This window comes from Ramlibacter sp. PS3R-8 (genome assembly GCF_037572435.1).
Taxonomy (GTDB): Bacteria; Pseudomonadota; Gammaproteobacteria; order Burkholderiales; family Burkholderiaceae_C; genus Ramlibacter.
Window position 1 is genome coordinate 799,689 of the sequence record NZ_JBBHGT010000001.1, and the last position, 26,021, is coordinate 825,709.

Consider the following 26,021-nt stretch of genomic DNA (forward strand, 5'->3'; position numbering starts at 1 on the left):
GCGCCGTCTCCCGGCTCAGAGCTTCACGTACTCGTACTCCACCGGATTGGCGTTGATCCCGCGGTCCGGCGGCGCGATCCACGCCGCCATCTTGCCGGGCTCCGTGACGCGGTGCATCAGGCTCTTGATGAAAGCCACGTCCGCGTCGGAGGGAAGCCAGTCGGCCTTCTTCGCATCGAACTCCGCCTGCGGGATCGGCTGGCCTTCCGGCGTCGTTGGCACGTTCGCCCACACGCCGACCTGGCGGCGAAAGCGCGTCGAGGGCAATTTCAGCTCGAACGGCACGCCGGCGCGCTTGATGCCCATGTTCCAGCGCGTGACACCCACGTTGCAATCCTTGACGTATTCCAGGCGCGTCACTTCGTTCATGCCGTTGCGCACGGAAACCTCTTCGTCCTTCACTGCGCCCTTGCCGTCCGGCACCTGGATCGTCATGGACGTGTCCACTTCGCGGTGGTCGCCGAACTTGGCTTCGTCCGGACGGCCCTTGATGCCGTTGGAGAAGTAGTTCGCCGCGTTGGAGGAGGATTCGGAGCCGAACAGGTCCAGCGAGCTGGAGAACCAGAAGTTCATGAAGCGCTGGATGGTGGGCAGGTCGATGGCGCCATGCTCGCGCACCTTGTTCCAGTCGTCGGTGTCCAGCTCCTTCATCACTTCGAGCGTGCGCTTGATGACGCGGCCCACCCCGGTCTCGCCCACGAACATGTGGTGCGCTTCCTCGGTCAGCATGAAGCGCGTGGTGCGCGCCAGCGGGTCGAACGCGCTTTCGGCGAAGGACTTCAGCTGGAACTTGCCGTCCCGGTCCGTGAAGTACGTGAACATGAAGAAGGACAGCCAGTTGTCCATCGGCTCGTTGAACGTGCCCAGGATGCGCGGCTTGTCGGCGTCGCCGCTGTGGCGCATGAGCAGTTCCTCCGCTTCCTCGCGGCCGTCGCGCCCGAAGTGCGCGTGGAGCAGGTACACCATGGCCCAGAGGTGCCGGCCCTCTTCCACGTTCACCTGGAACAGGTTGCGCAGGTCGTACAGCGACGGCGCCGTGTGGCCCAGCAGCCGCTGCTGTTCGACGGATGCGGGCTCGGTGTCGCCCTGGGTCACGATCAGGCGGCGGAAGGTGGAGCGGTATTCGCCGGGCACGTCCTGCCAGACGTCCTCGCCCATGTGGTCGCCGAAGCCGATCTTGCGGTTCTGTTCCCGGTCTGCCAGGAAGATGCCCCAGCGGTAGTCGGGCATCGGCGTGTAGCCGTACTGCGCCCAGCCCTGGGCGTCCACGCCGACGGCGGTGCGCAGGTACACCTCCTTGGCCTTGAAGTCGCTGGGGCCCATCTCGTCCCACCAGTTCAGGAAGGCGGGTTGCCAGTGTTCGAGGGCGCGCTGCAGCTGGCGGTTGTCGGCGAGGCTGACGTTGTTGGGGATCTTGGCCTGGAGGTCGATGGTGGTCATGGGGTTTCCTGGTCAGTTGAGGACAGAGCAAAAATTGCTGTGCAATTTCCTGGTCTGTCCCGCAAGGTTGTTAGCTTTGGCGGGGTCGCTGCGCGAACCCGCCCTACATGTTCCGGTTCGTGGACACGCGGTCAGATGCGTTTCCAGTTCGTAGGTCGGGTTCGCGTCAGCGACCCCGACACACGGTCAGATGCGTTTCCAGTCGAATTTCGCCTTCTTCCCAGTGCCGAACAGCTTCAGTGCGCCCTCTTCGCCCACCGCATTCGGACGGATGAAGATCCAGTTCTGCCAGGCCGAAAGCCGGGCAAAGATGCGCGTCTCCATCGTCTCCCTGCCCGGAAAACGCAGCGACGCCTCCATCCCGGTCAGCGCGTCCGGCGACAGCGAGGCGCGCTCTTCCAGCATCAGGCGGATCTCGTCATCCCAGTCGATGTCGTCCGGGGTCAGCGTCACCAGGCCCAGCGCCAGCGCCTGGTCGGCGCGCAGCGGGCTGTCCTGCAGGCCTTGCAATTGCGCGATGGTCGACGCGTCTTCGTACAGGCGCGTCTGCAGCCGCGTCAGGCCGTTGACCACCGGATAGCGGCCGAAGTTCGCTGCGTTCAGGCGCAGCGCCGGCGCGGCGTCGGGAGCGTCCGGCAGGTCCAGCATGTAGATGCGGTCACAGGCGAGCGCCAGTTCGTAGAAGGTGCCGGCAAAGCACGAGCCTTCGTCGACCAGCGCGATCAGCGATCGGCTGGTCACGTCCAGGCGGGCCAGCGTGCGGCGCAGCGCGCCGATGGTCTCGCGCACCAGCCAGTGCGACTTGTTCTTCTCCAGCACCGCGTCGGCCGCCATCACCAGGTTGGCGTCGCCGCGGGTCTTGATGACCCAGGTGCCGATCTCCAGCTCGTTGGTGCGCAGGTTCAGGATGGCGTCGTCCAGCTCGCGGGCCAGCTTCAGCGGCCACCAGTTCACGCCGGCCGCGACGATCGCGTCCGGCGTCGACTCGACGCCCGACTTGGGCGCGGACACCGTGAAGGTGGCGATGCGCGTGGCGCGGTCGATCTGCACATCGACCACGTCGTAGTGGTAGCCCTGTTCGTCGATCACGGCCTTCAGTGGCGTGAGTGCGATGCCAGTCTCCGGGCCGCTGCGCGCGGATTGCGATCGCAACGCCGCCACTTCATGGTCCACCAGCGCGGCGAACTGCTGCGGCTTGGCGCAGGCGTCGACCAGCTTCCAGTCCTTGGCGCGGTCGGCACGCACGCCCTCGCTGGTGGTGCAGAAGATGTCGGCCAGGTCGCGCCGCACCTTGCGCTTGTCGGTCACGCGCGTGAGGCCGCCGGTTCCGGGCAACACGCCCAGCAGCGGCACTTCCGGCAGGCTGACGGTGGAAGAGCGGTCGTCCACCATCGCGATGCGGTCGCAGGCCAGGGCCAGCTCGTAGCCGCCGCCGGCGCAGGCGCCGGTGACCGCGGCCACCGACTTCAGGCCGTCGTTGCGCGAAGAGTCCTCCAGCCCATTGCGGGTCTCGTTGGTGAACTTGCAGAAGTTCACTTTCCACGCGTGCGTGGACAGGCCCAGCATGTAGATGTTGGCCCCGGAGCACCAGATGCGCTCCTTGGCGCTTTCGAACACCACCACCTTCACGGCGGGGTGCTCGAAGCGGATGCGGTTGACGGCGTCGTGCAGTTCGATGTCGACGCCGAGGTCGTAGCTATTGAGCTTGAGCTTGTAGCCCGGCTTGATGCCGCCGTCCTCGTCGATGTCGAGCTTCAGCCGGGCGACGTCGCCTTCGACGGCCAGGGTCCAGTGGCGGTAGCGCGAAGGATGCGTGGCAAAGCTGACCAGCTCGCGCTCCTCCCCGGCCAGGGTCTGCTTGAACAGCAGGGGTTCGGTCATGGCGTTCATCTCGTCTCCAGGGCTTCGGCCTGCGGCGCCGGCACGGCGCGTTGCAGGTCTTTCAGGGATTGCTTGACGCTGCGCGCCGCGGTGTCCACCACCGCATCGGCGCGTGCATAAAGGGCTTCACGGCTCGCGAGGATGCGGCGGATGTCCTCCAGCGCTTCTCCCATGGCGTTGCGCGAACCGTCGCCATTGCCGCCGTCGCCGGCGGCGAAAGGGCGCATGTCGCCCTGGGCCACCACGCGGCTCATGTGTTCTTCCGGGCTGGCCTTCACCCACACGCAATAGAAGTGGCTTTGCAGCAGGTCGAAGGTCTCGCGCTCGCTGACGATGCTGCCGCCGGTGGTCATCACCACGCCGTCCGCATGCTCCTCGGCGATGCGCAGCAGGGCGCGGCGCTCGTAGCGCCGGTAGCCGGCCTGGCCGTGCAGCAGCAGGATCTCGTTCATGCTGGTGCCGGCTTCGCGTTCGATCTCGCGGTCCAGCTCGATGAATGGCACGCCGCGGTGCGCGGCAAGCTGCTCGCCCAGCGTCGTCTTGCCGGCGCCGCGCAGGCCCACGAGGGCGATGCGCTGCTCGCGGCCTTGCTCGTCGGCCAGGCCGAACGTGGTGCCGAGCAACGCGTACGCCTGGTCCAGTGCGCTGTCGTCCAGGCGCGCCAGCAGGCCGTGCAGCCGCGCGAGGGCCGGCCGGGGCGCGTCCTGCAGCAAGTCCAGGATGGTGATGTTCAATGCGTGCGCCGCGGCTTCCAGCGAATTGATCGAGACGTTGCCCTTGCCCGTCTCCACATCCGCCAGGAACCGCTCGGACAAGCCGGAGTCGGCCGCCAGTTGCTTGCGCGTCATGCCGCGCCGCGCGCGCCAGGCACGCACCCGTCCACCCAGCTCGAAGAGCGTGACGCGGGATTCGGTATCGGTCATGAGCTGCATGGGGGGAAACGGGCTGGAGCAGGGTCTTGCGCCGGAGCGGAATTGCAGTATACTGCGTGAACATTGAATGTCAAGCAGTTTACTGCATGTGATCGGACCCACATGAAGCTCAAGATCCTCGTTGGCACCATGACCAGCACGGCCGACTATGTCGCGCAGGCCATCCAGATGGACTGCGCCGATCTCGTCGACGACATCGAAGTGGTGTTGATGGACGGCAGGGACATCACCGTCTTCGACGAAGATGCGCTATATCTCATCTGCAGTTCCACCTACGGCTCCGGCGACGTCCCCGACAACGCACGCGCGCTGTACGAGTCGCTGGACGCGCAACCCAGGTTCCTGGGCCACGTGCGTTATGGCGTCATCGCCTTGGGCGACCGCACCTATGCGCAGACCTTCTGCTTCGGCGGCAAGAAGTTCGACGAGCGCCTGCAAGGCCTGGGCGCCCAGCGCATCGGCGAGGTGTGGTGCCACGACGCCAGCGCCGGCACGATGCCGGAAGAACTGGGCACGGCCTGGTGCAGGGAGTGGCTGGAGAAGGAAGCGATCCCGGCGATGCAAAAGCAGACATGCACCTGAGCCACGCCGACCACCGCAGCAGCCCGCCGCGCGTCGACATCCCGCGCGACTACAACGCCGCGCACGATCTCCTGGGCCGCAATGCCGCGCGGCCCGAGAAGGTGGCGTACATCGACGCAGCCAGCGGCGCCCAGCTTACCTACGGCCGGCTGGACGACCAGGCGCGGCGCTTCGCGGCGGCGTTGCGCGAGCGCGGTATCGCGCCCGAAGCGCGCGTGCTCGTCGCCATGCTGGACACGCTCGAGTGGCCCGTGGTCTTCCTCGGTTGCATCCTGGCCGGCGTGGTGCCGGTGGCCGCCAACACGCTGCTGACCACGAAGGACTTCGACTTCATGCTGCGCGATTCGCGGGCGCAGGCGCTGTTCGTGTCGAAGCCGCTGTTGCCCGCGTTCGAGCCGCTGATCGGCAAGCTCTCGACCCTCCAGCAGATCTTCATCGCCGGTGACGACGGCGAGCGTTCCGTCGCGCAACTGGTCGCCAGCGGCAAGGCGAGCACCGAAGTCGCCGGCACCTGCAGCGACGACGCCTGCTTCTGGCTTTATTCCAGCGGCTCCACCGGCACGCCCAAGGGCACGGTGCACCTGCACAGCCACCTGGTCCTGACGGCCGAACTCTACGGCCGCGCCATCCTCGGGATGCGCGAGGACGACGTCGTCTTCTCCGCGGCCAAGCTGTTCTTCGCCTACGGCCTGGGCAACGCCCTCACCTTCCCCATGAGCGTGGGCGCGACCACGGTGCTGCTGCCCTCGCGGCCGACGCCCGCGGACGTGTTCGGCGTGCTGAAGAAATTCCGTCCCACCATCTTCTGCGGCGTGCCGACCCTGTTCGCCGCGCTGCTGGCGGATCCCGCCAGGCCCGGGAAAAAGGAAATCGCGCTGCGCGTGTGCACCAGCGCCGGCGAGGCGCTGCCGGCGGAGATCGGCCAGCGCTGGACCGAGGCCTACGGGGTCGAGATCCTCGACGGCATCGGCTCCACCGAGATGCTGCACATCTTCCTGTCCAACCGCCCCGGCCGGGTGCGCTACGGCACGACCGGGCAAGCCGTGCCCGGCTACGAACTGCGCATCGTGGCCGACGATGGCCGCGAGTGCGGGCCGGGCGAAATCGGCGAGTTGCAGATCAACGGCCCGACCGCCGCGATCATGTACTGGAACAACCGCGCCAGGACGAAAGCCACCTTCGCGGGCGAGTGGACGCGCAGCGGCGACAAGTACACGCGCGACGCCGACGGCTACTACACGTATGGCGGGCGCAGCGACGACATGCTGAAAGTGGGCGGCATCTACGTGTCGCCCTTCGAGGTCGAGGGCTGCCTCATGACGCATGCGTCGGTGCTCGAGGCCGCGGTGATCGGCATCGCCGACCACGAAGGCCTGGTCAAGCCGAAGGCTTACGTGGTGCTGAAGACCGGGCAGCAGGTGACGGCCGAAGAGCTGCAGGCGCACGTGAAGACCAGGCTGGCGCCGTACAAGTACCCGCGCTGGATCGAGTTCGTGCCCGAGCTGCCGAAAACAGCGACGGGGAAGATCCAGCGGTTCAAGCTGCGCGCAGCCGCCGCCTGAGGGAAACCCATGTGGCGGACCGCCGCGGGTTCGGATCAGAATTGCTTCAGGCCTCAACAATCACAAGGAAACTTCCATGACCACCCGCCGCCTCGTGCTTTCCCGCGGCGCCGCCCTCGTCGGCGCGGCGTCCACCAGCCTGTTGCTGCCCGAGATCGTGCGCGCGCAGTCCAACCGGGTGCGCGTGGGTTTCATGCTGCCGTACACGGGCACGTTCGCCCAGCTCGGCGTGGCCATCGAAAATGGCGTGCGCATGGCCATCAACGAAAAGGGCGGCAAGCTCGGTGGCCGAGAGATCGAATGGTTCAAGGTGGACGACGAGTCCGAGCCGTCCAAGGGCGTCGAGAACGCCAACCGCCTGGTGCAGCGCGACAAGGTCGACGTGCTGATCGGCACCGTGCACTCCGGCGTGCAGATGGGCATCCAGCGGGTCGCGCGGGAAAGCGGCGTGCTCAACCTGATTCCCAACGCTGGCGTGCATGCCGCCACCCGCGCCCTGTGCGCCCCGAACGTCTTCCGCACTTCGTTCTCCAACAGCCAGCCGACGCGCGCACTGGGCAAGCCGATGATGGACAAGGGCCTCAAGCGCACCGTCTGGATCACCTGGAAGTACGCCGCGGGCGACGAGGCCTTCGAGGGCTTCAAGGAAAGCTACACGGCGGCGGGCGGCACCATCATCAAGGAGCTGGGCCTGCCCTTCCCCAACGTGGAATTCCAGGCGCTGCTGACCGAGATCGCATCGCTGCGTCCCGATGCGGTGGCCTGCTTCTTCGCCGGCGGCGGCGCGGCCAAGTTCATCCGGGACTACGCGGCGGCCGGCCTGAAGGACCGCATCCCGCTGTGGGGTTCGGGCTTCCTCACCGAGGGCGTGCTCGATGCGGCCGGTCCGGCGGCCGAAGGCATCATGACGACGATGCACTACGCCGACTCGCTGGACACGCCGCGCAACCGGCAGTTCCGCAACGCCTATGCGACGCAGTTCAAGATGCAGCCCGACGTGTACTCCGTGCAGGGCTACGACACCGGCCTGCTGCTGGCGCAAGGCATGGCGGCGGTCAAGGGCGACATCGCCAACAAGCAGGCGCTGTACAAGTCGCTGGAGACGCAGACCATCGACAGCCCGCGCGGCAAGTGGACGATGAGCCCGTCGCACAACCCGGTGCAGGACATCTACCTGCGCCGCGTCGAGAACAAGGACAACAAGGTGATCGGCATCGCCGCCAAGGCGCTGGCCGACTCGGGCGCGGGCTGCAAGATGGGTTGAGGCCCCCGGCCTCGCTACGGCTTCGTAGGCCGGGGTGACGCGGGAACCCCGGTATGGCTGCGCGCGACCCAACCGGGGTTCGCTGCGCTCACCACCGGCCTACGATTCGCCCGCTCACTTCCGCATGGACTTCGCCAACTTCCTCATCCAGCTGCTGAACAGCGTCCAGTACGGCCTGCTGCTGTTCATGCTGGCCGCCGGCCTGACGCTGATCTTCGGGATCATGGGCGTGGTGAACCTCGCGCACGGCAGCTTCTACATGCTGGGCGCGTACCTTGCGTGGTCCCTCGCGCTCAAGACGGGCAGCCTGGTGCTCGCCATCGCGCTGGGCACCGCGATCTCGGTGGCCTTCGGCCTGGTGCTCGAGCGCCTGCTGTTTCGCCACTTCTACCACCGCGACCACCTGGACCAGGTGCTCCTGACCTTCGGCCTGATCTACATCTTCGAGGAGATGCGCTCCATCCTGTGGGGCGACGACGTGCATGGCGTGACCATCCCCACGCTGCTGTCGGCCTCGATCCCGCTGACCGACAACCTTTCCTATCCGGTCTACCGCCTGTTCATGTCGGGCCTGTGCATCGCGCTGGCGCTGGGCCTGTACTTCCTGATCTCGCGCACGCGCCTGGGCATGAAGATCCGCGCGGGCGCCTTCAACCACGAGATGACCGAGGCGCTGGGCGTCAACGTCAAGTTGATCCACGCGGTGGTGTTCGCCCTCGGCGTCGGCCTGGCCACCATCGCCGGCATGATCGCCGCGCCGATCTCCAGCGTGTACCCGAACATGGGTTCGCAGGTGCTGATCATGTGCTTCGTGGTGGTGGTGATCGGCGGCATCGGCTCGGTGCGCGGCGCGCTGATCTCCGCGCTGCTGGTGGGCCTGGTGGACACGTTCGGCAAGGTGCTGCTGCCGCAGGTGGCGGGCATGCTCGTCTACATGCTGATGGCCGCAGTCCTGCTCTGGAAACCGGAAGGACTGTTCAAGCAATGAGCGCGGTGAAGGCCAACCTCGAAACGCTGCCGCGCGGACTGCAGTTCGCGCTGGTGCTCGGCCTGGTCGCGCTGCTCGCGTTCCCGTTCTTCGGCACCGACTTCTACACCGCCATGGTCGCCCGGATGATGATCCTGGGCATCTTCGCGATGAGCCTGGACCTGCTGCTGGGCGTGACCGGGCTGGTGTCGCTGGGGCACGCAGCGTTCTTCGGCATCGCCGGCTATGCCCTTGCCTTCCTCACGCCCCAGGGGGAGCCGGCCAGCCTGTGGTGGACGTTGCCGGCCGCGGTCGGCGCCTCCGCCCTGGCCGCGCTGGTGATCGGCTTCTTCGTGGTCCGCACGCGCGGCATCTACTTCATCATGGTCACCATGGCCTTCGCGCAGATGGTGTTCTTCCTGTTCTTCGACAACAAGGCGCTGGGCGGCTCGGACGGCATCTACATCAACTTCAAGCCATCCGCGGTCCTGTTCGACCTGGAGAACAAGCGCGTCTTCTACTACTTCACGCTGGCCATGCTGGTGCTGGTCTACCTGTTCCTGCGCAGGCTGCTGTTCAGCCCGTTCGGCCGTGCCCTCGCAGGCATCCGCATCAACGAGCACCGCATGCGCGCGCTGGGCTTCGGCACCTTCGGCTACAAGCTGGCGGCCTTCACGCTCGCCGGCGGGCTGGCCGGGCTGGCGGGCTACCTGTGGGGCGCGCAGACCGGCTTCGTGAACCCCGAGCTGATGGGGTTCCACATGAGCGCGCACGCCATCATGATGGTCATCCTGGGCGGCATGGGCAACTTCGCCGGCGCCATCGCCGGCGCGTTCGCGTTCGAAATGCTGCTGCACGAAGCCAAGGACCTGCCCACCATCGGCGGCTTCAACGCCGGCAAGCACTGGCAATTGTGGACCGGCCTGTTCATCGTGGCGGTGGTGGCCTTCGCGCCGCGCGGCCTGCTGGGCCTGCTGGAGCGCGTGCTGCGCCGCAAGGACCGCCATGAATGACGTGCTGTTGTCCGCGCGCGGCCTGACCAAGCGCTTCGGCGGCCTGGCCGCCGTGAACGGCGTGACACTGGACCTGTGGCGCGAGCGCATTCACGCGGTGATCGGTCCCAACGGCGCCGGCAAGTCCACCCTGGCCAACCTGCTCTCGGGCGACCTGGCGCCAACCTCCGGCAGCATCACGCTGGCCGGACGCGACGTGACCGGCTGGAGCCCGGAGCGCATCTCGCGGGCGGGCCTGGGCCGCAGCTACCAGAAGACCAACATCTTCCTGCCGTTCACGGTGTGGGAGAACATCCGCCTCGCCGCGCAGTCGCGCACGCCGCATGCGGCCCGGTGGCTGGCGCGCGCGACGGGCGTGCAGCAGGCCAACGAACGGGCCGAGCGAGCCCTCGAACTCGCCGGTCTTGCGCAACGGCGCGACCTCGTCGCCGGCGCGGCCAGCCACGGCGAGCAGCGCCAGCTCGAGATCGCGATGACGCTGGCCACCGACCCGCAGGTGATGCTGCTCGACGAGCCGCTGGCGGGCATGGGCACCGCGGAGGCGGAGCGCATGGTGGAACTGCTGCTGCGGCTGAAGCAGCGGCACGCGATGATGCTGGTGGAGCACGACATGGACGCGGTGTTCGCCCTGGCCGATCACCTGACGGTGATGGTCAACGGGCAGATCATCGCCAGCGGCACGCCGCAGCAGGTGCGAGCGGACGCTGGCGTGCAGGCGGCCTACCTGGGCGTCGACGAGGTGGGCCATGGCTGACCGGCTGATCGAGGCGCGCGGCCTGCAGACGTACTACGGCGCAAGCCACATCCTGCGCGGCGTCGACTTCCATGTGGACCGCGGCGAGACCATCGGCCTGATGGGACGCAACGGCATGGGCAAGAGCACCTTGCTCAAGAGCCTGATCGGGCTGGTCCGGCCGCGCGCCGGCAGCGTGCGCGTGAAGGGCCGCGACATGGCGGGTCGGCCGTCCTACGAAGTCGCCCAGCTCGGCATTGCCTATGTGCCGGAGGGTCGGGGCATCTTCGGCAATCTGAGCGTCAAGGAAAATCTCGTGATGGCGGCGCGGGCGGGTACGGCCGGGCAGCGCGATTGGACTTTCGAGCGCGTGCTGCAGACGTTTCCGCGCTTGCACGAAAGGCTGGCCCATGGCGGCCAGCAGCTGTCCGGCGGCGAGCAGCAGATGCTCACGATCGGCCGGGCGCTCATGACCAATCCGGACGTGCTCATCCTCGACGAGGCCACGGAGGGCCTGGCGCCGCTGGTGGCGCGCGAGATCTGGCGGATCTGCGGCCTGATCCGCGCGAGCGGCATTTCCAGCGTGATCGTCGACAAGAACTGGAAGCAGGTGACGCAGGTGACCGACCGGAACGTCATCCTGGTCAAGGGCGAGGTCGTTTTCGCGGGGAGCTCGACAGAGCTGCGCGCCCAGCCTCATCTGCTGGAGCAGCACCTCGGCGTCTGACAAACGCCCGCCCTTCGTCAGCGGCGCACGACACCGGGCTGCCCGCGCGAACCCCAACGAAATGTAGGTTCCCGCCTACGCCGCTTGATCTGCGCTTCCTTCAAGCGCCGTGCTGGGCCGCCAACACAATGGCCCGCTACAACGATGCCGGCCATGAAGCCCCAATTGCCCGAAGAGGAGAAGCGCGCCGCACCCGGGCGCCGGGACGACGCGCGGGACCACCAGGCGAGCCACCATCACCGCCAGTTCGAGGTGATGGGCGCGCATCTCTCTGAAAGCGGCGCCTGGTTCATGGTGTGGGCGCCCAACGCGCGCAGCGTCGGGGTGATCGGCGCGTTCAACAACTGGCATTTCCAACCCCTGCACCGGCTGGAAGACGGCAGCGGACGCTGGAGCGGCTTCGTCGAGGGCGCACGCGCGGGCCAGTACTACAAATACCGCATCCAGGACGCGCACGGACACTGGATGGACAAGGCGGATCCGTATGGCTTTCGCATGGAGCCGGCGCCGGGCACCGCATCGCAGATCTGGGACCTCTCTCACGAGTGGGGCGACCAGGAATGGATGCGCACGCGCTGGCAGCGCCAGTCGCACAAGAGCCCGATGTCCATCTACGAGGTGCACCTCGGGTCCTGGCAGCGCGAAGAGGATGGCCGTTTCCTGAACTACCGCGACCTGGCCTTGCGGCTGGCGGCGCATTGCCAGAACCTGGGCTTCACGCACGTGGAACTGATGCCGGTGGCCGAGCATCCGTTCTACGGCTCCTGGGGTTACCAGATCACCGGCTACTTCGCCGCGTGCTCCCGCTACGGCACGCCGCAGGACCTGATGGTGTTCGTGGATACGCTGCACCAGCGCGGCATCGGCGTCATCCTCGACTGGGTGCCCTCGCACTTCCCGTCCGACCCGCACGCCCTCGCCCGCTTCGACGGCACTGCGTTGTACGAGCACGAGGACCCGCGGCTGGGCTTCCACCCGGAGTGGAGCAGCCTGATCTTCAACTACGGGCGCTACGAGGTGCGCGACTTCCTGATCAGCAATGCGCTGTTCTGGCTGGAGAAGTACCACTTCGACGGCCTGCGGGTCGACGCGGTCGCGTCCATGCTGTACCTGGATTACGGGCGCCGCCACGGCGAGTGGATTCCGAACGCGCAGGGCGGCAACCAGAACCACGAGGCAGTGCGTTTCATGCACGACCTGAACACCTCGGTGTACGCGCAGTTCCCGGACGTGCACGTGATCGCCGAAGAGTCCACGGCGTGGCCGGGGGTCTCGCGCCCGGTGGACTGGGGCGGCCTGGGCTTCGGCATGAAGTGGAACATGGGGTGGATGAACGACACGCTGCGCTATGCGTCGCGGCCGCATTTCTACCGGCGCTACCACGGCGACGACATCCGCTTCTCCGCGGTGTACGCCTTCCACGAGAACTTCATCCTGCCGCTTTCGCACGACGAGGTGGTGTACGGCAAGGGCAGCCTGCTGGCGCGCCAGCCCGGTGACGAGTGGCAGCGCTTCGCCGGCCTGCGCAACCTGTTCGGCTACATGTGGGCGCACCCGGGCAAGAAGCTGCTGTTCATGGGCGGCGAGTTCGGCCAGTACGAGGAATGGCACCACGAGCGCACACTGGACTGGCACCTCTGGGCACGGCCGTTCCACGCCGGCCTCGCGCGCTGGATCACGGACCTCAATGCGCTGTACCGGCGCCTGCCCGCGCTGCACGTGCACGACTTCGATGCGCAGGGCTTCAGCTGGCTGCCGTGTGAACGCTACGAGCCGACCATCCTCACCTTCCTGCGGCGCGCCGGCCCCGATGACGCGCAGGTCGTGGTCATCGTCAACCTGACGCCGGAGCCCCGCAGCGCGCTGCGCGTGGCGCTGCCCGCCGCCGGCGACTGGCACGAGCTCCTCAACAGCGACGCAGCCATCTACGGCGGCAGCGGCGTGGGCAATCTCGGGCGCGTGCAGGCCACGGCCCATCCGGTGGGCGGCTGGCCGGCCAGCGCCCTCGTCGCCGTGCCGCCCCTGGGCACGGTGTTCCTTTGCAACGGCCCCATCCCAACGACAGACCTCGAGGAAGCACCCCATGCCCGCCACTAAGAACGTGCTGGCCTTCGTCATGGCAGGCGGCGAAGGCTCGCGCCTGCACCCGCTCACCGCGAACCGTTGCAAGCCGGCGGTCCCCTTCAACGGCAAGCACCGCATCGTCGACTTCGTGTTGTCGAACCTGGTCAACTCGGAGATCTACTCGACCTACCTGCTGGTGCAGTACAAGTCGCAATCGCTCATCGAGCACGTGCGCCAGACGTGGACCATGGCGCGTTTCATGCCGCAGCACTTCATCACCGTCGTTCCCCCGCAGATGCGCAATGGCCCGGACTGGTTCCAGGGCACGGCGGACGCGGTCTACCAGAACATCCACCTGATCGAGACCATGCAGCCGGACGTCGTGGCGGTGTTCGGCGCCGACCACATCTATCGCATGGACGTGCGGCAGATGATCGACTTCCATGTCCGCAGCAATGCCCATGCGAGCGTCGCCACGCTGCCGGTCGACCTGCGCGAGTGCGACCAGTTCGGCATCGTGGACGTGGACGACAATCACCGCATCACGGACTTCAAGGAAAAGCCGAAGAGCGCGCGCCCCATGCCGGGCAGCCGCACGCAGGCCCTGGCCTCGATGGGCAACTACATCTTCAACGCCGACGTGCTGCTGCGCCAGTTGAAGCGCATGCACGACAACGGTGAAACGGACTTCGGCAAGCACATCCTGCCGTCGATGGTGAAGTCCCACAAGCTCGTGGCCTACGACTTCGCCGGCAACACCATTCCCGGCACCGAAAGCTACGAGGAGCAGGCCTACTGGCGCGACGTGGGCACGATCGACGCGTATTTCCAGGCGCACTTCGACACCCTGGGCGCGCAGCCCAGGTTCCGCATCACGAACCGCCGCTGGCCGATCTATGCCAGCCCGGAGCAGGCCGAGTCGGCCCAGATCGAGGACGGCGTGATCCACCGCTCGGTGGTCGGCTCCGGCAGCATCGTGGACGGCGCGGAACTGGACCACGCGATGCTGCGCCGCTCGGTGCTGGTCGAGCGCGGCGCGTGCATCGAGCATTCCATCGTGATGGAGCGCTCGCGCATCGGCCAGGGCGCGCGCGTGCGTCGCGCCATCATCGACCAGGACAACGACATTCCGCCCGGCGAGCGCATCGGCTTCGACCTGGAGCAGGACCGCAAGCGCTTTGCCGTCACGGATTCGGGCATCGTGGTGGTGCCGGCGGGCGCCTTTCCGGCACGCCGCGCGGCATCGCCCTTCCTCGCGGCGATGGACCAGGCCCTGCGGATGGGCGAGGCGGCGCCGCGCCTGCAGGTGCACGCATGACGGCGCGAGCCGTCGCCAAGACCCGAGCCCACCGCGCCAGCGCCCCGCCCGCCGCCGGCGGGGCGGCGGGCGCGGTGCAGGCCGGCCATCCGTGGCCGCTCGGCGCGCACCTGGAGGACGGCGGGGTGAACTTCGCGGTGTTCGCGAGCGCCGCCGAGCGGGTGGAGATCTGCCTGTTCGACGCCGAGGGCGCGCACGAGGAACGACGCATCGCCTTGCCGGCGCGCACGGACGACATCTGGCACGGCTTCGTGCCGGGCCTGCCGGCCGGCACGCGCTACGGCGTGCGAGTGCATGGCCCGTACGATCCGCTGCAGGGCTGGCGCTGCAATCCGTACAAGCTGCTGCTGGACCCCTACGCGAAACAGCTGGACCGGCCGTTGAAGGGCGCCGCCTGGCAGTACGGCTATCCGCTCGGGCAGGACAAGCGCGACCTGCACATGGACACGGTCGACAACGCCGCGCAAGCGGCCAAGTGCGTGGTGGTCGATCCGCATTTCGACTGGGGCGACGACCGGCATCCGGGCGTGCCGATGGAGGACAGCATCTTCTACGAGGTGCATGTGCGGGGCTTCACGAAGCAGATGCCCGAGGTGCCCGAACACCTGCGCGGCACCTTCGCGGGGCTGGCGACCGAGCCCGCGATCGCGCACCTGAAGAAACTCGGCGTCACGTCGATCGAACTGCTGCCGGTGCATGCCTTCAACGACGAGCGCCGGCTGGTCGACCTCGGGCTGGCCAACTACTGGGGCTACAACAGCATCGGCTTCTTCGCGCCGGATCCGCGCTACATGGCCGGCAACGACGTCAACGAATTCCGCCAGATGGTCAAGGCGCTTCACGCAGCGGGGCTCGAAGTGATCCTGGACGTGGTCTACAACCACAGTTGCGAGGGCAACCATCTCGGGCCGACGCTGTGCTTCAAGGGCATCGACAACCGCAGCTACTACCGCCTCACCGAGGACCACCGCCACTACCTGGATTTCACCGGCACCGGCAACACGCTCAACGCCAGCCACCCGGCGATGCTGCGCCTGGTCATGGACAGCCTGCGCTACTGGGTGGAGGAGATGCACGTGGACGGCTTCCGCTTCGACCTGGCGCCCGCCATCGCGCGCAACGGCATGGGCGGCTTCGACCACCGCGGACCCTTCCTGTCGGCCGTGGCGCAGGACCCGGTGCTCAAGCGCGCCAAGATGATCGCCGAGCCCTGGGACCTGGGCGAATACGGCTACCAGGTCGGCGGCTTTCCGCAGGGCTGGAGCGAGTGGAACGGCCAGTACCGCGACCGCGTGCGCGACTACTGGCGCGGCGTCGAAGGCAGCCTCGGCGACTTCGCGGCGGCGCTGTGCGGCTCCGCCGACATCTACGGCCCCTCGCGGCGCGGGCCGCGCGCCAGCGTCAACCTGATCACGGTGCACGACGGCTTCACCCTCAACGATCTGGTCAGCTACAACGACAAGCACAACGAAGCCAACGCCGAGGACAACCGCGATGGCGAAAGCCACAACCGCAGCTGGAACTGCGGCGCCGAAGGTCCGACCGAGGACGCCGAGATCCTGGCCTTTCGCGAGCGGCAGAAGCGCAACTTCCTCACCACCCTGTTCTGCTCGCGCGGCGTGCCCCTGCTGCTGGGCGGCGACGAGATGAGCCGCACGCAAGGCGGCAACAACAACGCCTATTGCCAGGACAACCCCATCAGCTGGTTCGACTGGGCCGACGAGCGCCGCCAGGACCCGCTGCTCGCCTTCACGCAGTCGATGCTGAAGCTGCGCCGCGAACTGCCGGTGCTGCGGCACAACGCCTGGCTCACCGGCCATGCGGACGAGGACGGCCGCCGCGACATCGTCTGGTACAGCGTGTGGGGCCAGGAGATGACGCCGGAGGAATGGACCAACCCGGCGGTGCGCTGCGTGGCCGCGGTGCTGGACGCGCGCTTCGCGCCCTCGCACGAAGAGGAGTCGGGCCGCTCGGTGCTGCTGGTGTTCAACGCCACCGGCGAGGACGCAACCTTCACCCTGCCCGCAGTGGCGCGGCACGAAGGGGAATGGGCGCTTCGCATCTATACCGGCGAAGGCTTCTTCGACGAGGACGGCGCACGCCGCTACGCGCCGGAGGCCAAGCTGGAGTTGCTGGCGCACTCCATGGCGCTGCTGACCCAGGCGCCGCAGGAGTAGCAAGGTGCATTGCCAGCACGAGATGCCTTTCGGCGCCCGCCTGCACGGCCGCGGCGCGGCGTTCCGGCTGTGGGCGCCCGCGGCGCGGCAGGTGGAGCTCGCGACCGGCCGCGGCGACGCGCCGGAACTGCGGGCCGCGCAATCCGCGGGCGATGGCTGGTGGGAGTGCACCTTGCCGCAAGCCGCTGCGGGTCTGCCTTACCGGTGGCGCATCGACGGCGGCCTGCTGGTGCCCGATCCGGCATCACGCGACAACCCGGAAGGCCCGCACGGACCCAGCGTCCTGACGGACCCCGCCGCCTTCGCGTGGGACGACGGGTGGACCGGCCGCCCCTGGCAGGACACCGTGCTGTACGAGCTGCACGTGGGCACCTTCACGCCGGAAGGCACGTTCGCCGCCGCCGCGCGACGCCTGCAAGCCCTGGCCGACATCGGCATCACCGCGGTGGAACTGATGCCCGTGGCCAGCTTCGGCGGCAAGTTCGGCTGGGGTTACGACGGCGTGCTGCCGTTCGCGCCGCACCAGGCGTACGGCTCGCCGGACGACCTGAAGGCCTTCGTGCAGCAGGCCCATCGCATCGGCCTGATGGTGTTCCTGGATGTGGTCTACAACCACTTCGGTCCCGACGGCAACTACCTTCATGCGTACGCGCCCGATTTCTTCTCGAAGACGAAGTCCAGCCCCTGGGGTGCGGCCATCAACTTCGACGGCCCGGGCAGCCACTGGGTGCGCGAGTTCTTCATCGAGAACGCGGTGTACTGGATCCAGGAGTTCCGCTTCGACGGCTTGCGCCTCGATGCGGTGCACGCGATCAGCGACGACGGGCCGCGCCACGTGCTGGAGGAATTGTCGGAGCGTGTGCGCGCGGCCAGCGCCGGGCGGCACGTCCACCTGGTGCTGGAGAACGAGGACAACGGGTACGACCACCTGGCGCCGCAGCCGCGGGCGGGCCGCTTCGACGCCCAGTGGAACGACGATTTCCACCACGTCGTGCACGTCGCGATGACCGGGGAGACCCAGCGCTACTACCACGACTACGGCGCCGCGCCCATGGACCTGCTCGCGCGCTGCTTCACCCACGGCATGCTGTTCGAGGGGTCGAAGCGGCACGAAGGCGGAGCCCGCAAGGACGTGCGCGCGACGCCGCCGCAGCCGCTGACCACGCTGGTGAATTTCGCCCACAACCACGACCAGGTCGGCAACCGGGCGCGTGGCGAGCGCCTGGCGCAACTGCTGCCGGCCGAAGCCGCGGCCCTGCCGACGCTGCTGGCGCTGCTGACACCCGCGATCCCGATGCTGTTCTTCGGCGAGGAATGGGGTGCGGCCGAGCCCTTCCTTTATTTCGCCGACTGGGAAGGCGAACTGCGCGACGCCGTGCGGGCCGGGCGCAAACGCGAGTTCGGCCACGAGGGCGGCAGCGACTTGCCGGATCCCTGCAGCCGCACCACTTTCGAAGCCAGCCGTCCGGATCCAGTCCACTCGCGCGTGGGTCCGGGTGCGCAACGGCTCGCGGAGGTGCGATCGGCGCTGTCGGCGCGCAGGCAATGGATCACGCCACGCCAGGGGCTGCTGCTCACGGGCAAGCATTCCGCGCAGCGCATCGGCGACCGCGGCCTGTCGGTGCAGTGGCGGTACAGTGACGGCGCGATGTTGTGCCTCGAACTCAACCTCGGTTCCCAACCCTTGCACGTCGAACCCCAGCACCTGGGGCCGGTGGAAGCGCAGCATGTCTTCAGCCACCGGTGGCCGGCCGGCGCCGACCGCGGCGTCTGGCCCGGCCATGCGGCGCGCTGGACTTTCGGACAGGAAATCACACTGTGAATGCGGTGACTGACCTGGCGCCCGCGGCGCTGGCGGAGCAGGCCCGGCGCCTCGGCGTGGCCGACCGGTACCACGGCTTCTGGGGCAAGGAAGAACTCGTCCCCGCCGCCGTGCTGGAGCGTGCCGTCGCGGCGATGGCCGGCGATGGCGCCGACGCGCGCGAACAGCATCTCGGCCTGCCGCCAGTGCATGTCGCGCGCACCGGCGCCGACAGCTCGCTGCGCTGGACCAGCCACGACAGCGCGCCGGCAACGTGGCGGCTGGTGCCGGAGGACGGGCGGGGCAGCGCGGCGAGCGGCGAGTTGCAGCGCAGCTACCAGCAGGCCACCGTGCAACTGCCGGCCGACCTGGCCCCCGGCTACTACCGCCTGACGCTCGACGGGGCGCCGGCCGGCGAGTACTGCCGCGTGGTGCTGGCGCCGCGCGCCTGCTTCGTGGCGCCCGGCCTGCGGGACGGCGAGCGCTGGTGGGGCTGCACCATCCAGTTGTACGCGCTGCGCTCCTCGCGCAACTGGGGCATCGGCGACTTCGGCGACCTGCGCCGCCTGTGCGACGCGGCCGCCCACCAGGGCGCGTCCTTCATCGGGCTCAGTCCGCTGCACGCCCTCTTCCCGCACAACCCTGCGGTGGCCAGCCCGTATTCGCCTTCGAGCCGCCGGGCCCTCAATCCCGCCTACCTCGACGTGCAGACCCTGGTGGACCTGAGCGGCTGCGAGGAGGCCGTGCAGAAGGTGCAGTCCGACGCCTTCCAGGACAAGCTGCGAACCCTGCGTGACACCGAGATGGTGGATTACGAGGGCGTGGCGGCCGCCAAGACGGAGGTCCTGCGCATCCTGTGGCGTCACTTCGAGCGGAACGAGCTGGGCCGCGACCGCTCGCGCGGCGCGCACTTCAGCGCCTACATGAAGCAGCGCGAGGACACCATCGGCAGGCATGCGCTGTTCGAGGCCCTGCAGGAGCACCTGCACGCGGCCGACCACGGGGTGTGGGGCTGGCCGGCATGGCCGCAGGAGTATCGCGACCCGGACGGCGCCGCCGTGCGGGCCTTCCGCGACCAGCACGCCTCCGACGTCCAGTTCCGCTTCTGGCTGCAGTGGCTGGCCGAAGTGCAGCTGGAGTCCTGTCAGCGCTACGCGCGCAGCCGCGGCATGGGCATCGGGCTGTACTGCGACCTGGCTGTCGGCGTCAACGGCGGCGGCGCGGAGACCTGGGTGGAACACGACATGTTCGCGCTGGGCATGCACGCCGGCGCACCGCCCGACCCGCTGGCCCCGACCGGGCAGGACTGGGGCCTGCCGCCGTGGAGTCCGCAGCGGCTGAAGCAGGCGCGTTACCAGCCCTTCATCGAAACGCTGCGCGCCAACATGCGGCACAGCGGCGCGCTGCGGCTGGACCACGTGATGGCGTTGATGCGCCTGTTCTGGACCGGCCCGGACGGCGGCACCTACGTGGACTACCCGCTGGACGACCTGATGGGCGTGCTGGCGCTGGAAAGCCTGCGCCACGAGTGCATGGTGATCGGCGAGGACCTGGGCAACGTGGCTCCCGCGATGCGCGACCACATGCGGGAGGGCAACCTGCTGTCCTATCGGCCGCTGCTGTTCGAGCGCCAGGAAGACGGCGGTTTTCGCCGGCCTTCGCAGTGGCAGGCCAAGGCGCTGGCCGTGGTCAGCACGCATGACCTGCCCACGCTGCGGGGCTTCTGGCTCGGTGAGGACATCGAACTATCCGCCAGGCTGTCGCTGTACCCCGACGATGCGTCCCATGAGCAGCAAGTCCTGAACCGGGCGCAGGACCGCGCCCGACTGCTGCTGGCGCTGCAGCACGAGGGCCTGCTGCCCCAGGGCGCCAGCGTGCAGCCGACGTCGCTGCCGGACGCCACCAGCGCGCTGGTGGACGCCGTCTATGCCTACCTCGCGCGCACGCCCTGCTGGCTGGTGGGCGTGCAGCTGGAAGACGTCACCGGCCAGCTGCTGCAGGTCAACGTGCCCGGGACCACCGAGGACCGGTTCCCCAACTGGCGGCGCAAACTGCCCGTCACGGTCGAGGCGCTGGCCAGCGATGCGCGCTGGGCCTCCCTGACCACGGTGCTGCGCGCCGAGCGGCATGGCCCGAAGGCACGCGATGCGGCTCCGCTGGAGCTGCCATCGCTGGAGACGGCCAACGTGCCCTGCGGCACCTACCGCGTGCAATTCCACAAGGGCTGCACCTTCGAGGACATCACGCAGGCCGTTCCCTACCTGCATGCGCTGGGCATCAGCCACCTGTACAGCTCGCCTTACCTGCGGGCGCGGCCAGGCAGCACGCATGGCTACGACATCATCGACCATGGCGCGCTGAACGACGAAGTGGGCGACGAGCGCGCGCATGCGCGCATGTGCCAGGCGCTGCGCCGCAATGGCATGGGACAGATCCTGGACATCGTGCCCAACCACATGGGCGTGCTGGAGGCCGACAACGCATGGTGGCTCGACGTGCTGGAGCACGGACGCGCGTCGGCCCACGCGGAAACCTTCGACATCGAATGGCAGCCGGCCCAGGCCGAGATGGCCGGGCGGCTGCTGCTGCCGGTGCTGGGCGACCATTTCGGCAAGGTGCTGGAAGCCGGTGAAATCCAGCTTCACTTCGACGCGGAAGCCGGCGAGTTCGGGCTGCGCTACTGGGACCACCGCTTCCCCATCGATCCCGCCAGCTATCCGGCGATCTTCGCCGCGCTGTCAGCGCCGCCCGCGCGCGACGACAGCGAAGGCGACAGCCATGCCGTCGTGGCCGCGTTGCTCGATTCGATGGGCCGACTGCCCTCGCGCAACGACGCCGAGCCCGAAGCGCGGCGCAACCGCGTGCGCGATGCCGCGGTGTTCAAACGCCAACTCGCGCGGTTGGCGTCGGGCCACGAATGGCTGGCGCGCTGGATCGACGCTTGCGTGCAGCGCTTGAACGGACAGGCCGGCGAGCCGGCGAGTTTCGACGCCCTCGAGCAGCTGATCGCATCGCAGGCCTACCGGCTGGCCGACTGGCGCGTGGCCAGCGATGACGTCAACTACCGCCGCTTCTTCGACGTCAACACGCTGGCCGGGCTGCGCATGGAGCGCCCCGAGGTGTTCGAGGCGACGCACCGCAAGGTGCTGCACTGGCTGCAGGACGGCCTGCTCACCGGGCTGCGCATCGACCATCCCGACGGCCTGAGCGACCCCCAGGCCTACTTCGCGCAATTGCAGGCGCGCTACGCTGCGCAGGCGGAGGTGGGCGGGCATGATCCCCGCTCGCTGTACCTGCTGGTGGAAAAGATCCAGGCCGAGCACGAGCCGTTGCCGGAGGACTGGCCCGTGCATGGCGATACGGGGTACCGCTTCGGCAGCCTGGTCGGCGGCCTGTTCGTGGAGAGCCGCAACGAGAACGCGATGCTCGCCGCCTACCACGCGTTCACCGACGCGCCGACGGACTTCGATGCGCTGCTCTACGAGTGCAAGAAGCTGATCATCGAGACGTCGCTGTATTCCGAGCTGAACTGGCTGGCGCACACCTTGCACCGCCTGACGCGGCGCAACCGGCGCCGCTGCGACTTCACGCGCAACCGCCTGCGCGCCGCGCTGGCCGAAGTCGCCGCGGCCTTCCCCGTCTACCGCACGTACCTGCGCGCCGACGAGCCCGCCAGCGACATGGACCGCCGGCACCTGGACTGGGCCATTGCGGGCGCGGAACGGCGCCTGGGCAAATCCGAAGCCACCGTGCTGGAACACCTGCGCGAAGTGCTGCTGGGCGAAGGCGAGGGGGCGCAATTGCCCCGCGAGCCGCGCTCGCGCTTCCTGGCGCGCTGGCAGCAGTTCACCGCGCCGGTCACGGCCAAGGCGATGGAGGACACGGCCTTCTACCGCTACGTGCCCCTGCTGTCGCTCAACGAGGTGGGGTCGGATCCGCGCAGCTTTGGCGTGTCGGTGTCGGCCTTCCACTTCGCCAACTTCACGCGCCAGCGGCACCGCCCGCACTGCATGCTGGGCACGTCCACGCACGACAGCAAGCGCGGCGAGGACCTGCGCGCCCGCATCGCCGTGCTGTCGGAGCTGCCCGCGCAGTGGGAAGACTGCGTGCTGCGCCTGTCCGGCTGGGCGCAGCTGTACCTGACGCGCACGCCCAAGGGCACCTGGCCGAGCAACAACGACATCTGGCTGCTGTTCCAGACCCTGGTGGGGATCTGGCCGGCGGAGCCGCCGGACGACGCCGCCCGCGAAGACCTGCGCAGCCGCGTGCAGGCCTACATGCGCAAGGCGATCCGCGAAGCCAAGCAGGAAACGAGCTGGGTCGCGCCCTCGCCGGACTACGAAGAGGCCATCGAACGCTACATCGACGGCGTGCTGCGCGCCGGACACCCGAGTCCCTTCGCCGACGAGCTGCAGCGGTTCACCGCCGGCATCGGGCCCTTCGGCTTTCGCAACAGCCTCGCACAGCTGGCGCTCAAGTTCACGGTGCCGGGCGTGCCGGACGTCTACCAGGGCTGCGAACTTTGGAATTTCAGCCTGGTCGACCCGGACAACCGGCGGCCGGTGGATTACCCGCGACTGGCTCGCGACCTGGAAGGTCTGAGCGCGCTGTACGAAGGCGGCTGGCCGCAGGCGGGCGCGTGGCGCGACTTGCATGCGAAGGCGGCGGACGGCCGGATCAAGCAGCTGGTCACCTGGCGGCTGCTGCGGCTGCGGCGCGAACACAGCGCTCTCTTCCGCGATGGAAGCTACGTGGCGCTGGGCGTGGAAGGCGACGCCGCCGAACATGCGCTGGCCTTCGCGCGCATCCACGAGCGCGAGGCGGTGCTGGTGGTGGTGGCGCGGCTGACCTACACCCTGTGTGACGGCGATGACGAGGCCTGGTCGCCCGATGTGTGGCAAGGCACCGGCCTGCGCTGCTCGCAGGAGGCCGCGGGGCTGCGACGCTTCCGGCGCTGGCGCAACTGGCTCACCGGCGAGGTGTTCACGCTGCCCCCGGGTGACGAGCCTTCGCTCGACCTGGCCGCCATGTTCGGCGGCGCGGGCGGCCTGCCTTTTGCGGTGCTCGTCGCCGACGCCGAACCCGGAACATGAACATCCTTTTCGCCACGCCCGAATGCGCGCCGTACGTGAAGACCGGCGGCCTGGGCGACGTGAGCGCGGCGCTGCCGGCCACGCTGGCCTCGCTCGGCCACGACGTCCACGTGCTCATGCCGGCCTACCAGGGCATGAAGGTCGCCGGCGAGATGGGCGAAGGCGTGGACCTGGCGCCGTGGGGACCGTGGCCGGCCGCCCAGCTGGTGCCCGTCAAGGTGGGCAGCGGCGTCACCATGCTGCTGCTCACATGTGCGGGCCTGTACCAGCGGCCCGGGGGTCCTTACGTCGATGCAAGCGGCCGCGACTACCACGACAACGCCCTGCGGTTCGGCCTGCTCGCCCGCGTCGCCGCGTTGGTCGGCACCCCGCATTCACCCTTGCGCGGCTGGGTGGCCGACGTCGTGCATGCGAACGACTGGCCCTGCGGCCTCGCGCCGCTGTACCTGGCGCAGTCGCGGCTGGTCTCGCCGCACGAACCCACCGCAGCCAGCGTGCTGACGATCCACAACCTGGCCTTCCAGGGCACGTTCGACATGGCAACGGCGGATCCGCTGGGGATCCCCGGGCACTGGCGCGGCATCGATGGCGTGGAGTTCTGGGGCCAGCTCTCGATGCTCAAGGCCGGCATCCAGTTCGCCGATGCGGTCACCACCGTGAGCCCGACTTACGCGCGCGAGATCCAGGCGCCGGAACACGGCATCGGCTTCGACGGCATCCTGCGCGCGCGCTCTTCCCGTTTGAGCGGCATCCTCAACGGCATCGACCCGAAGGTGTGGGACCCGGCCAAGGACGTGCTGCTGCCGCACCGCTTCAGCCGGGGCCGCCTGAAGGGCAAGGCGGCGTGCAAGGCGGCGCTGCAGGCGCGGCTGGGCTTGCAGCTCGAGGCCGGTGCGATGCTGTTCGCGGTGGTCAGCCGCATCACGCCGCAAAAAGGAATCGACCTGGTGCTGGAAAACCTGCCGCAACTGCTGTCGTCCGGCGCCCAGCTCGTGGTGCTCGGGCAAGGCGACCCGGCGCTGCAGCAGGCGCTGCGCGACGCGGCCGCGCAGCATCCGAAGCAGGTCGCCGTCACGCTCGGCTTCGACGAAGGCCTCGCGCACCTGATCGAGGCCGGTGCCGACGCATTCCTGATGCCGTCACGCTTCGAGCCCTGCGGCCTGAACCAGATGTACAGCCAGGCCTACGGCACGCCGCCGATCGTGGCGCCGGTCGGCGGCCTGCTCGACTCCGTCACGGACGCCAGCGCCGATCCCGAGAATGGAACCGGGTTCGTGATGGCCGGCGCGCACGGCGAGGGTCTCGCCGATGCGCTCGAGCGCGCGCAACGCGCATGGCGCGAGCCGAAGCAGTGGAAGCGCATCCAGGCCAATGGCATGGCGCGGCACTTCGGCTGGGAAGACAGCGCCAGGCGCTACCTCGAGGTGTACCGGGCAGCGGCCATCGAGGCAGGCCGCGGCATCGCTGCGGCGCTATAGCACTCCGGGCGCGATGCGTTCGCCGACCACGTGGCCGGCGAGGAAGTCGAGCAGGCGGCGCACGGCCGGCACCATGCCGCGTCGCGAGGGGAACACCGCCAGCACCTTCATCCTGGCGGGCGCCCAGCCGGGGAGCACCTGCACCAGCTCGCCGAGGCGCAGTTCCTCGCTGCACAGGTAGTCGGGCAAGACGCACATCCCGGTGCCCTGCACCACCGCGAATTTCAATGAGAGCAGGTCGTCCGCGGTATAGACCGGGCCATGCTGCAGCTCGAAGGTGGCGCCGCGCGGGCCCACCATGTGCCAGCTTGCGCGTCCGTCGGCCGCCGACATGGCCACCGTCGGCAGGCGATGCAGGTCCTCCACGCCGGCCGGCGTGCCGAAGCGTTGCAACAGTTGCGGGCTCGCCACCAGCGCACCGGCCGTTTCACCGAGGTTCTTGATCACGAGCGAACCGCTGTCGTCGAGCGAGCCGCGCACCCGGATCGCGACGTCCACGCCCTCCTGCACCAGGTCGACCACGCGGTTGGTCACCTGCATGTCGATGCGCACCTGCGGATGCTCCGCCAGGAAGCGCGGCAGCAGCGGACCGAAGGTGGTCTGCGCCAGCGTGACCGGGCAGGAGATGCGCACGGTACCGCGCGGCTCGGTCTGCACGCGCGCCACCGCCTCGTCGGCGGCCTCCGCCTGTTCCCGCATCGCGGTGCAGTGCCGGTGATAGATCTCGCCGGCCGCGGTCAACGAGAGCTTGCGGGTCGTCCGATGCAGCAGGCGCACCCCGAGACGCTCCTCCAGTTCCGCCACCCGCCGCGAGAGCTTGGACTTGGGCAGGTTCAGTGCGCGCCCGGCGGCCGCGAAGCCGCCGCGGTCCACCACCTCGGCGAAGTAGAGCAAGTCGTTCAGGTCCTGCATGGCATCGTCCTATCAGCAGGACGATTAAACCCGATTTTGGCGACTTATCAAAAGATCGATGCGCCATCACACTCTAT

17 protein-coding genes are annotated in these 26,021 nt (G+C 68.5%); 13 read left to right on the top strand and 4 right to left on the bottom strand.

The window, feature by feature from the left end:
* Positions 1–15: 15 nt before the first annotated feature.
* From boxB to WG902_RS03800, 3 genes are all read right to left on the bottom strand, one after another.
* Positions 16–1,440, bottom strand: a complete 1,425-nt coding sequence (gene boxB, locus WG902_RS03790; protein ID WP_340058585.1) for a benzoyl-CoA 2,3-epoxidase subunit BoxB — start codon at positions 1,438–1,440, stop codon at positions 16–18.
* A gap of 186 nt (positions 1,441–1,626) precedes the next feature.
* Positions 1,627–3,321: a 2,3-epoxybenzoyl-CoA dihydrolase gene (boxC, locus tag WG902_RS03795; RefSeq protein ID WP_445263652.1), complete on the bottom strand. Its 1,695-nt coding sequence runs from the start codon at positions 3,319–3,321 to the stop codon at positions 1,627–1,629.
* 5 nt (positions 3,322–3,326) lie between these two features.
* Positions 3,327–4,244 carry a helix-turn-helix transcriptional regulator gene (locus WG902_RS03800; protein ID WP_340058587.1) on the bottom strand — a complete coding sequence of 306 codons (918 nt, stop codon included), beginning with the start codon at positions 4,242–4,244 and terminating at the stop codon, positions 3,327–3,329.
* Between the two features lie 111 nt (positions 4,245–4,355).
* Between WG902_RS03800 and WG902_RS03805 the strand changes: the two genes are divergently transcribed.
* The 13 genes from WG902_RS03805 to glgA all read left to right on the top strand — a co-directional run bounded on the left by WG902_RS03805 (position 4,356) and on the right by glgA (position 25,032).
* A complete protein-coding gene (locus WG902_RS03805; protein WP_340058588.1) occupies positions 4,356–4,835 on the top strand; it encodes a flavodoxin domain-containing protein in 480 nt (159 codons plus the stop codon).
* Complete coding sequence (locus tag WG902_RS03810) at positions 4,826–6,397, top strand: benzoate-CoA ligase family protein (RefSeq protein WP_340058589.1); 1,572 nt, start codon at positions 4,826–4,828, stop codon at positions 6,395–6,397. Before WG902_RS03805 ends, WG902_RS03810 begins: the two co-directional genes overlap by 10 nt.
* Before the next feature lie 76 nt (positions 6,398–6,473).
* Complete coding sequence (locus WG902_RS03815; RefSeq protein ID WP_340058590.1) at positions 6,474–7,661, top strand: ABC transporter substrate-binding protein; 1,188 nt, start codon at positions 6,474–6,476, stop codon at positions 7,659–7,661.
* A 124-nt stretch (positions 7,662–7,785) separates the two neighbouring features.
* A complete protein-coding gene (locus WG902_RS03820; RefSeq protein ID WP_340058591.1) occupies positions 7,786–8,649 on the top strand; it encodes a branched-chain amino acid ABC transporter permease in 864 nt (287 codons plus the stop codon).
* Positions 8,646–9,641, top strand: coding sequence for a branched-chain amino acid ABC transporter permease (locus WG902_RS03825; RefSeq protein ID WP_340058592.1), 996 nt, complete (start codon positions 8,646–8,648; stop codon positions 9,639–9,641). Before WG902_RS03820 ends, WG902_RS03825 begins: the two co-directional genes overlap by 4 nt.
* Positions 9,634–10,395, top strand: a complete 762-nt coding sequence (locus tag WG902_RS03830) for an ABC transporter ATP-binding protein (protein ID WP_340058593.1) — start codon at positions 9,634–9,636, stop codon at positions 10,393–10,395. Before WG902_RS03825 ends, WG902_RS03830 begins: the two co-directional genes overlap by 8 nt.
* Positions 10,388–11,101 (top strand): ABC transporter ATP-binding protein, encoded by a 714-nt coding sequence (locus tag WG902_RS03835; protein WP_340058594.1) that lies wholly within the window; start codon positions 10,388–10,390, stop codon positions 11,099–11,101. Before WG902_RS03830 ends, WG902_RS03835 begins: the two co-directional genes overlap by 8 nt.
* Positions 11,102–11,254: 153 nt before the next feature.
* Complete coding sequence (gene glgB, locus WG902_RS03840) at positions 11,255–13,198, top strand: 1,4-alpha-glucan branching protein GlgB (RefSeq protein WP_340058595.1); 1,944 nt, start codon at positions 11,255–11,257, stop codon at positions 13,196–13,198.
* Entirely contained in the window at positions 13,185–14,483 is a 1,299-nt protein-coding gene (locus WG902_RS03845) for a glucose-1-phosphate adenylyltransferase (RefSeq protein WP_340058596.1), read from the top strand. The genes glgB and WG902_RS03845 overlap by 14 nt, the downstream gene beginning before the upstream one ends.
* Positions 14,480–16,660 carry a glycogen debranching protein GlgX gene (glgX, locus tag WG902_RS03850; protein WP_340058598.1) on the top strand — a complete coding sequence of 727 codons (2,181 nt, stop codon included), beginning with the start codon at positions 14,480–14,482 and terminating at the stop codon, positions 16,658–16,660. The genes WG902_RS03845 and glgX overlap by 4 nt, the downstream gene beginning before the upstream one ends.
* A gap of 4 nt (positions 16,661–16,664) precedes the next feature.
* Positions 16,665–18,482, top strand: a complete 1,818-nt coding sequence (treZ, locus tag WG902_RS03855; protein WP_340058599.1) for a malto-oligosyltrehalose trehalohydrolase — start codon at positions 16,665–16,667, stop codon at positions 18,480–18,482.
* A complete protein-coding gene (locus tag WG902_RS03860; RefSeq protein ID WP_340058601.1) occupies positions 18,479–23,554 on the top strand; it encodes a malto-oligosyltrehalose synthase in 5,076 nt (1,691 codons plus the stop codon). The genes treZ and WG902_RS03860 overlap by 4 nt, the downstream gene beginning before the upstream one ends.
* Entirely contained in the window at positions 23,551–25,032 is a 1,482-nt protein-coding gene (glgA, locus tag WG902_RS03865; protein WP_340058602.1) for a glycogen synthase GlgA, read from the top strand. Before WG902_RS03860 ends, glgA begins: the two co-directional genes overlap by 4 nt.
* On the opposite strand, the gene WG902_RS03870 is transcribed toward glgA, so the two are convergent.
* Entirely contained in the window at positions 25,027–25,944 is a 918-nt protein-coding gene (locus WG902_RS03870; protein WP_340058603.1) for a LysR substrate-binding domain-containing protein, read from the bottom strand. The two genes, glgA and WG902_RS03870, sit on opposite strands and share 6 nt — an antisense overlap.
* Positions 25,945–26,021: the final 77 nt, after the last annotated feature.

What these genes read in the sequence shown, in the direction of transcription:
- WG902_RS03825 (WP_340058592.1), top strand. Translation starts at nt 8,646, where the DNA reads ATGAGCGCGGTGAAGGCCAACCTCGAAACGCTGCCGCGCGGACTGCAG.
- WG902_RS03810 (WP_340058589.1), top strand. Translation starts at nt 4,826, where the DNA reads ATGCACCTGAGCCACGCCGACCACCGCAGCAGCCCGCCGCGCGTCGAC.
- glgB (WP_340058595.1), top strand. Translation starts at nt 11,255, where the DNA reads ATGAAGCCCCAATTGCCCGAAGAGGAGAAGCGCGCCGCACCCGGGCGC.
- glgX (WP_340058598.1), top strand. Translation starts at nt 14,480, where the DNA reads ATGACGGCGCGAGCCGTCGCCAAGACCCGAGCCCACCGCGCCAGCGCC.
- boxB (WP_340058585.1), bottom strand. Translation starts at nt 1,440, where the DNA reads ATGACCACCATCGACCTCCAGGCCAAGATCCCCAACAACGTCAGCCTC.
- WG902_RS03830 (WP_340058593.1), top strand. Translation starts at nt 9,634, where the DNA reads ATGAATGACGTGCTGTTGTCCGCGCGCGGCCTGACCAAGCGCTTCGGC.
- WG902_RS03805 (WP_340058588.1), top strand. Translation starts at nt 4,356, where the DNA reads ATGAAGCTCAAGATCCTCGTTGGCACCATGACCAGCACGGCCGACTAT.
- WG902_RS03815 (WP_340058590.1), top strand. Translation starts at nt 6,474, where the DNA reads ATGACCACCCGCCGCCTCGTGCTTTCCCGCGGCGCCGCCCTCGTCGGC.
- boxC (WP_445263652.1), bottom strand. Translation starts at nt 3,321, where the DNA reads ATGACCGAACCCCTGCTGTTCAAGCAGACCCTGGCCGGGGAGGAGCGC.
- WG902_RS03800 (WP_340058587.1), bottom strand. Translation starts at nt 4,244, where the DNA reads ATGACCGATACCGAATCCCGCGTCACGCTCTTCGAGCTGGGTGGACGG.
- glgA (WP_340058602.1), top strand. Translation starts at nt 23,551, where the DNA reads ATGAACATCCTTTTCGCCACGCCCGAATGCGCGCCGTACGTGAAGACC.
- WG902_RS03870 (WP_340058603.1), bottom strand. Translation starts at nt 25,944, where the DNA reads ATGCAGGACCTGAACGACTTGCTCTACTTCGCCGAGGTGGTGGACCGC.
- WG902_RS03835 (WP_340058594.1), top strand. Translation starts at nt 10,388, where the DNA reads ATGGCTGACCGGCTGATCGAGGCGCGCGGCCTGCAGACGTACTACGGC.
- WG902_RS03845 (WP_340058596.1), top strand. Translation starts at nt 13,185, where the DNA reads ATGCCCGCCACTAAGAACGTGCTGGCCTTCGTCATGGCAGGCGGCGAA.
- WG902_RS03820 (WP_340058591.1), top strand. Translation starts at nt 7,786, where the DNA reads ATGGACTTCGCCAACTTCCTCATCCAGCTGCTGAACAGCGTCCAGTAC.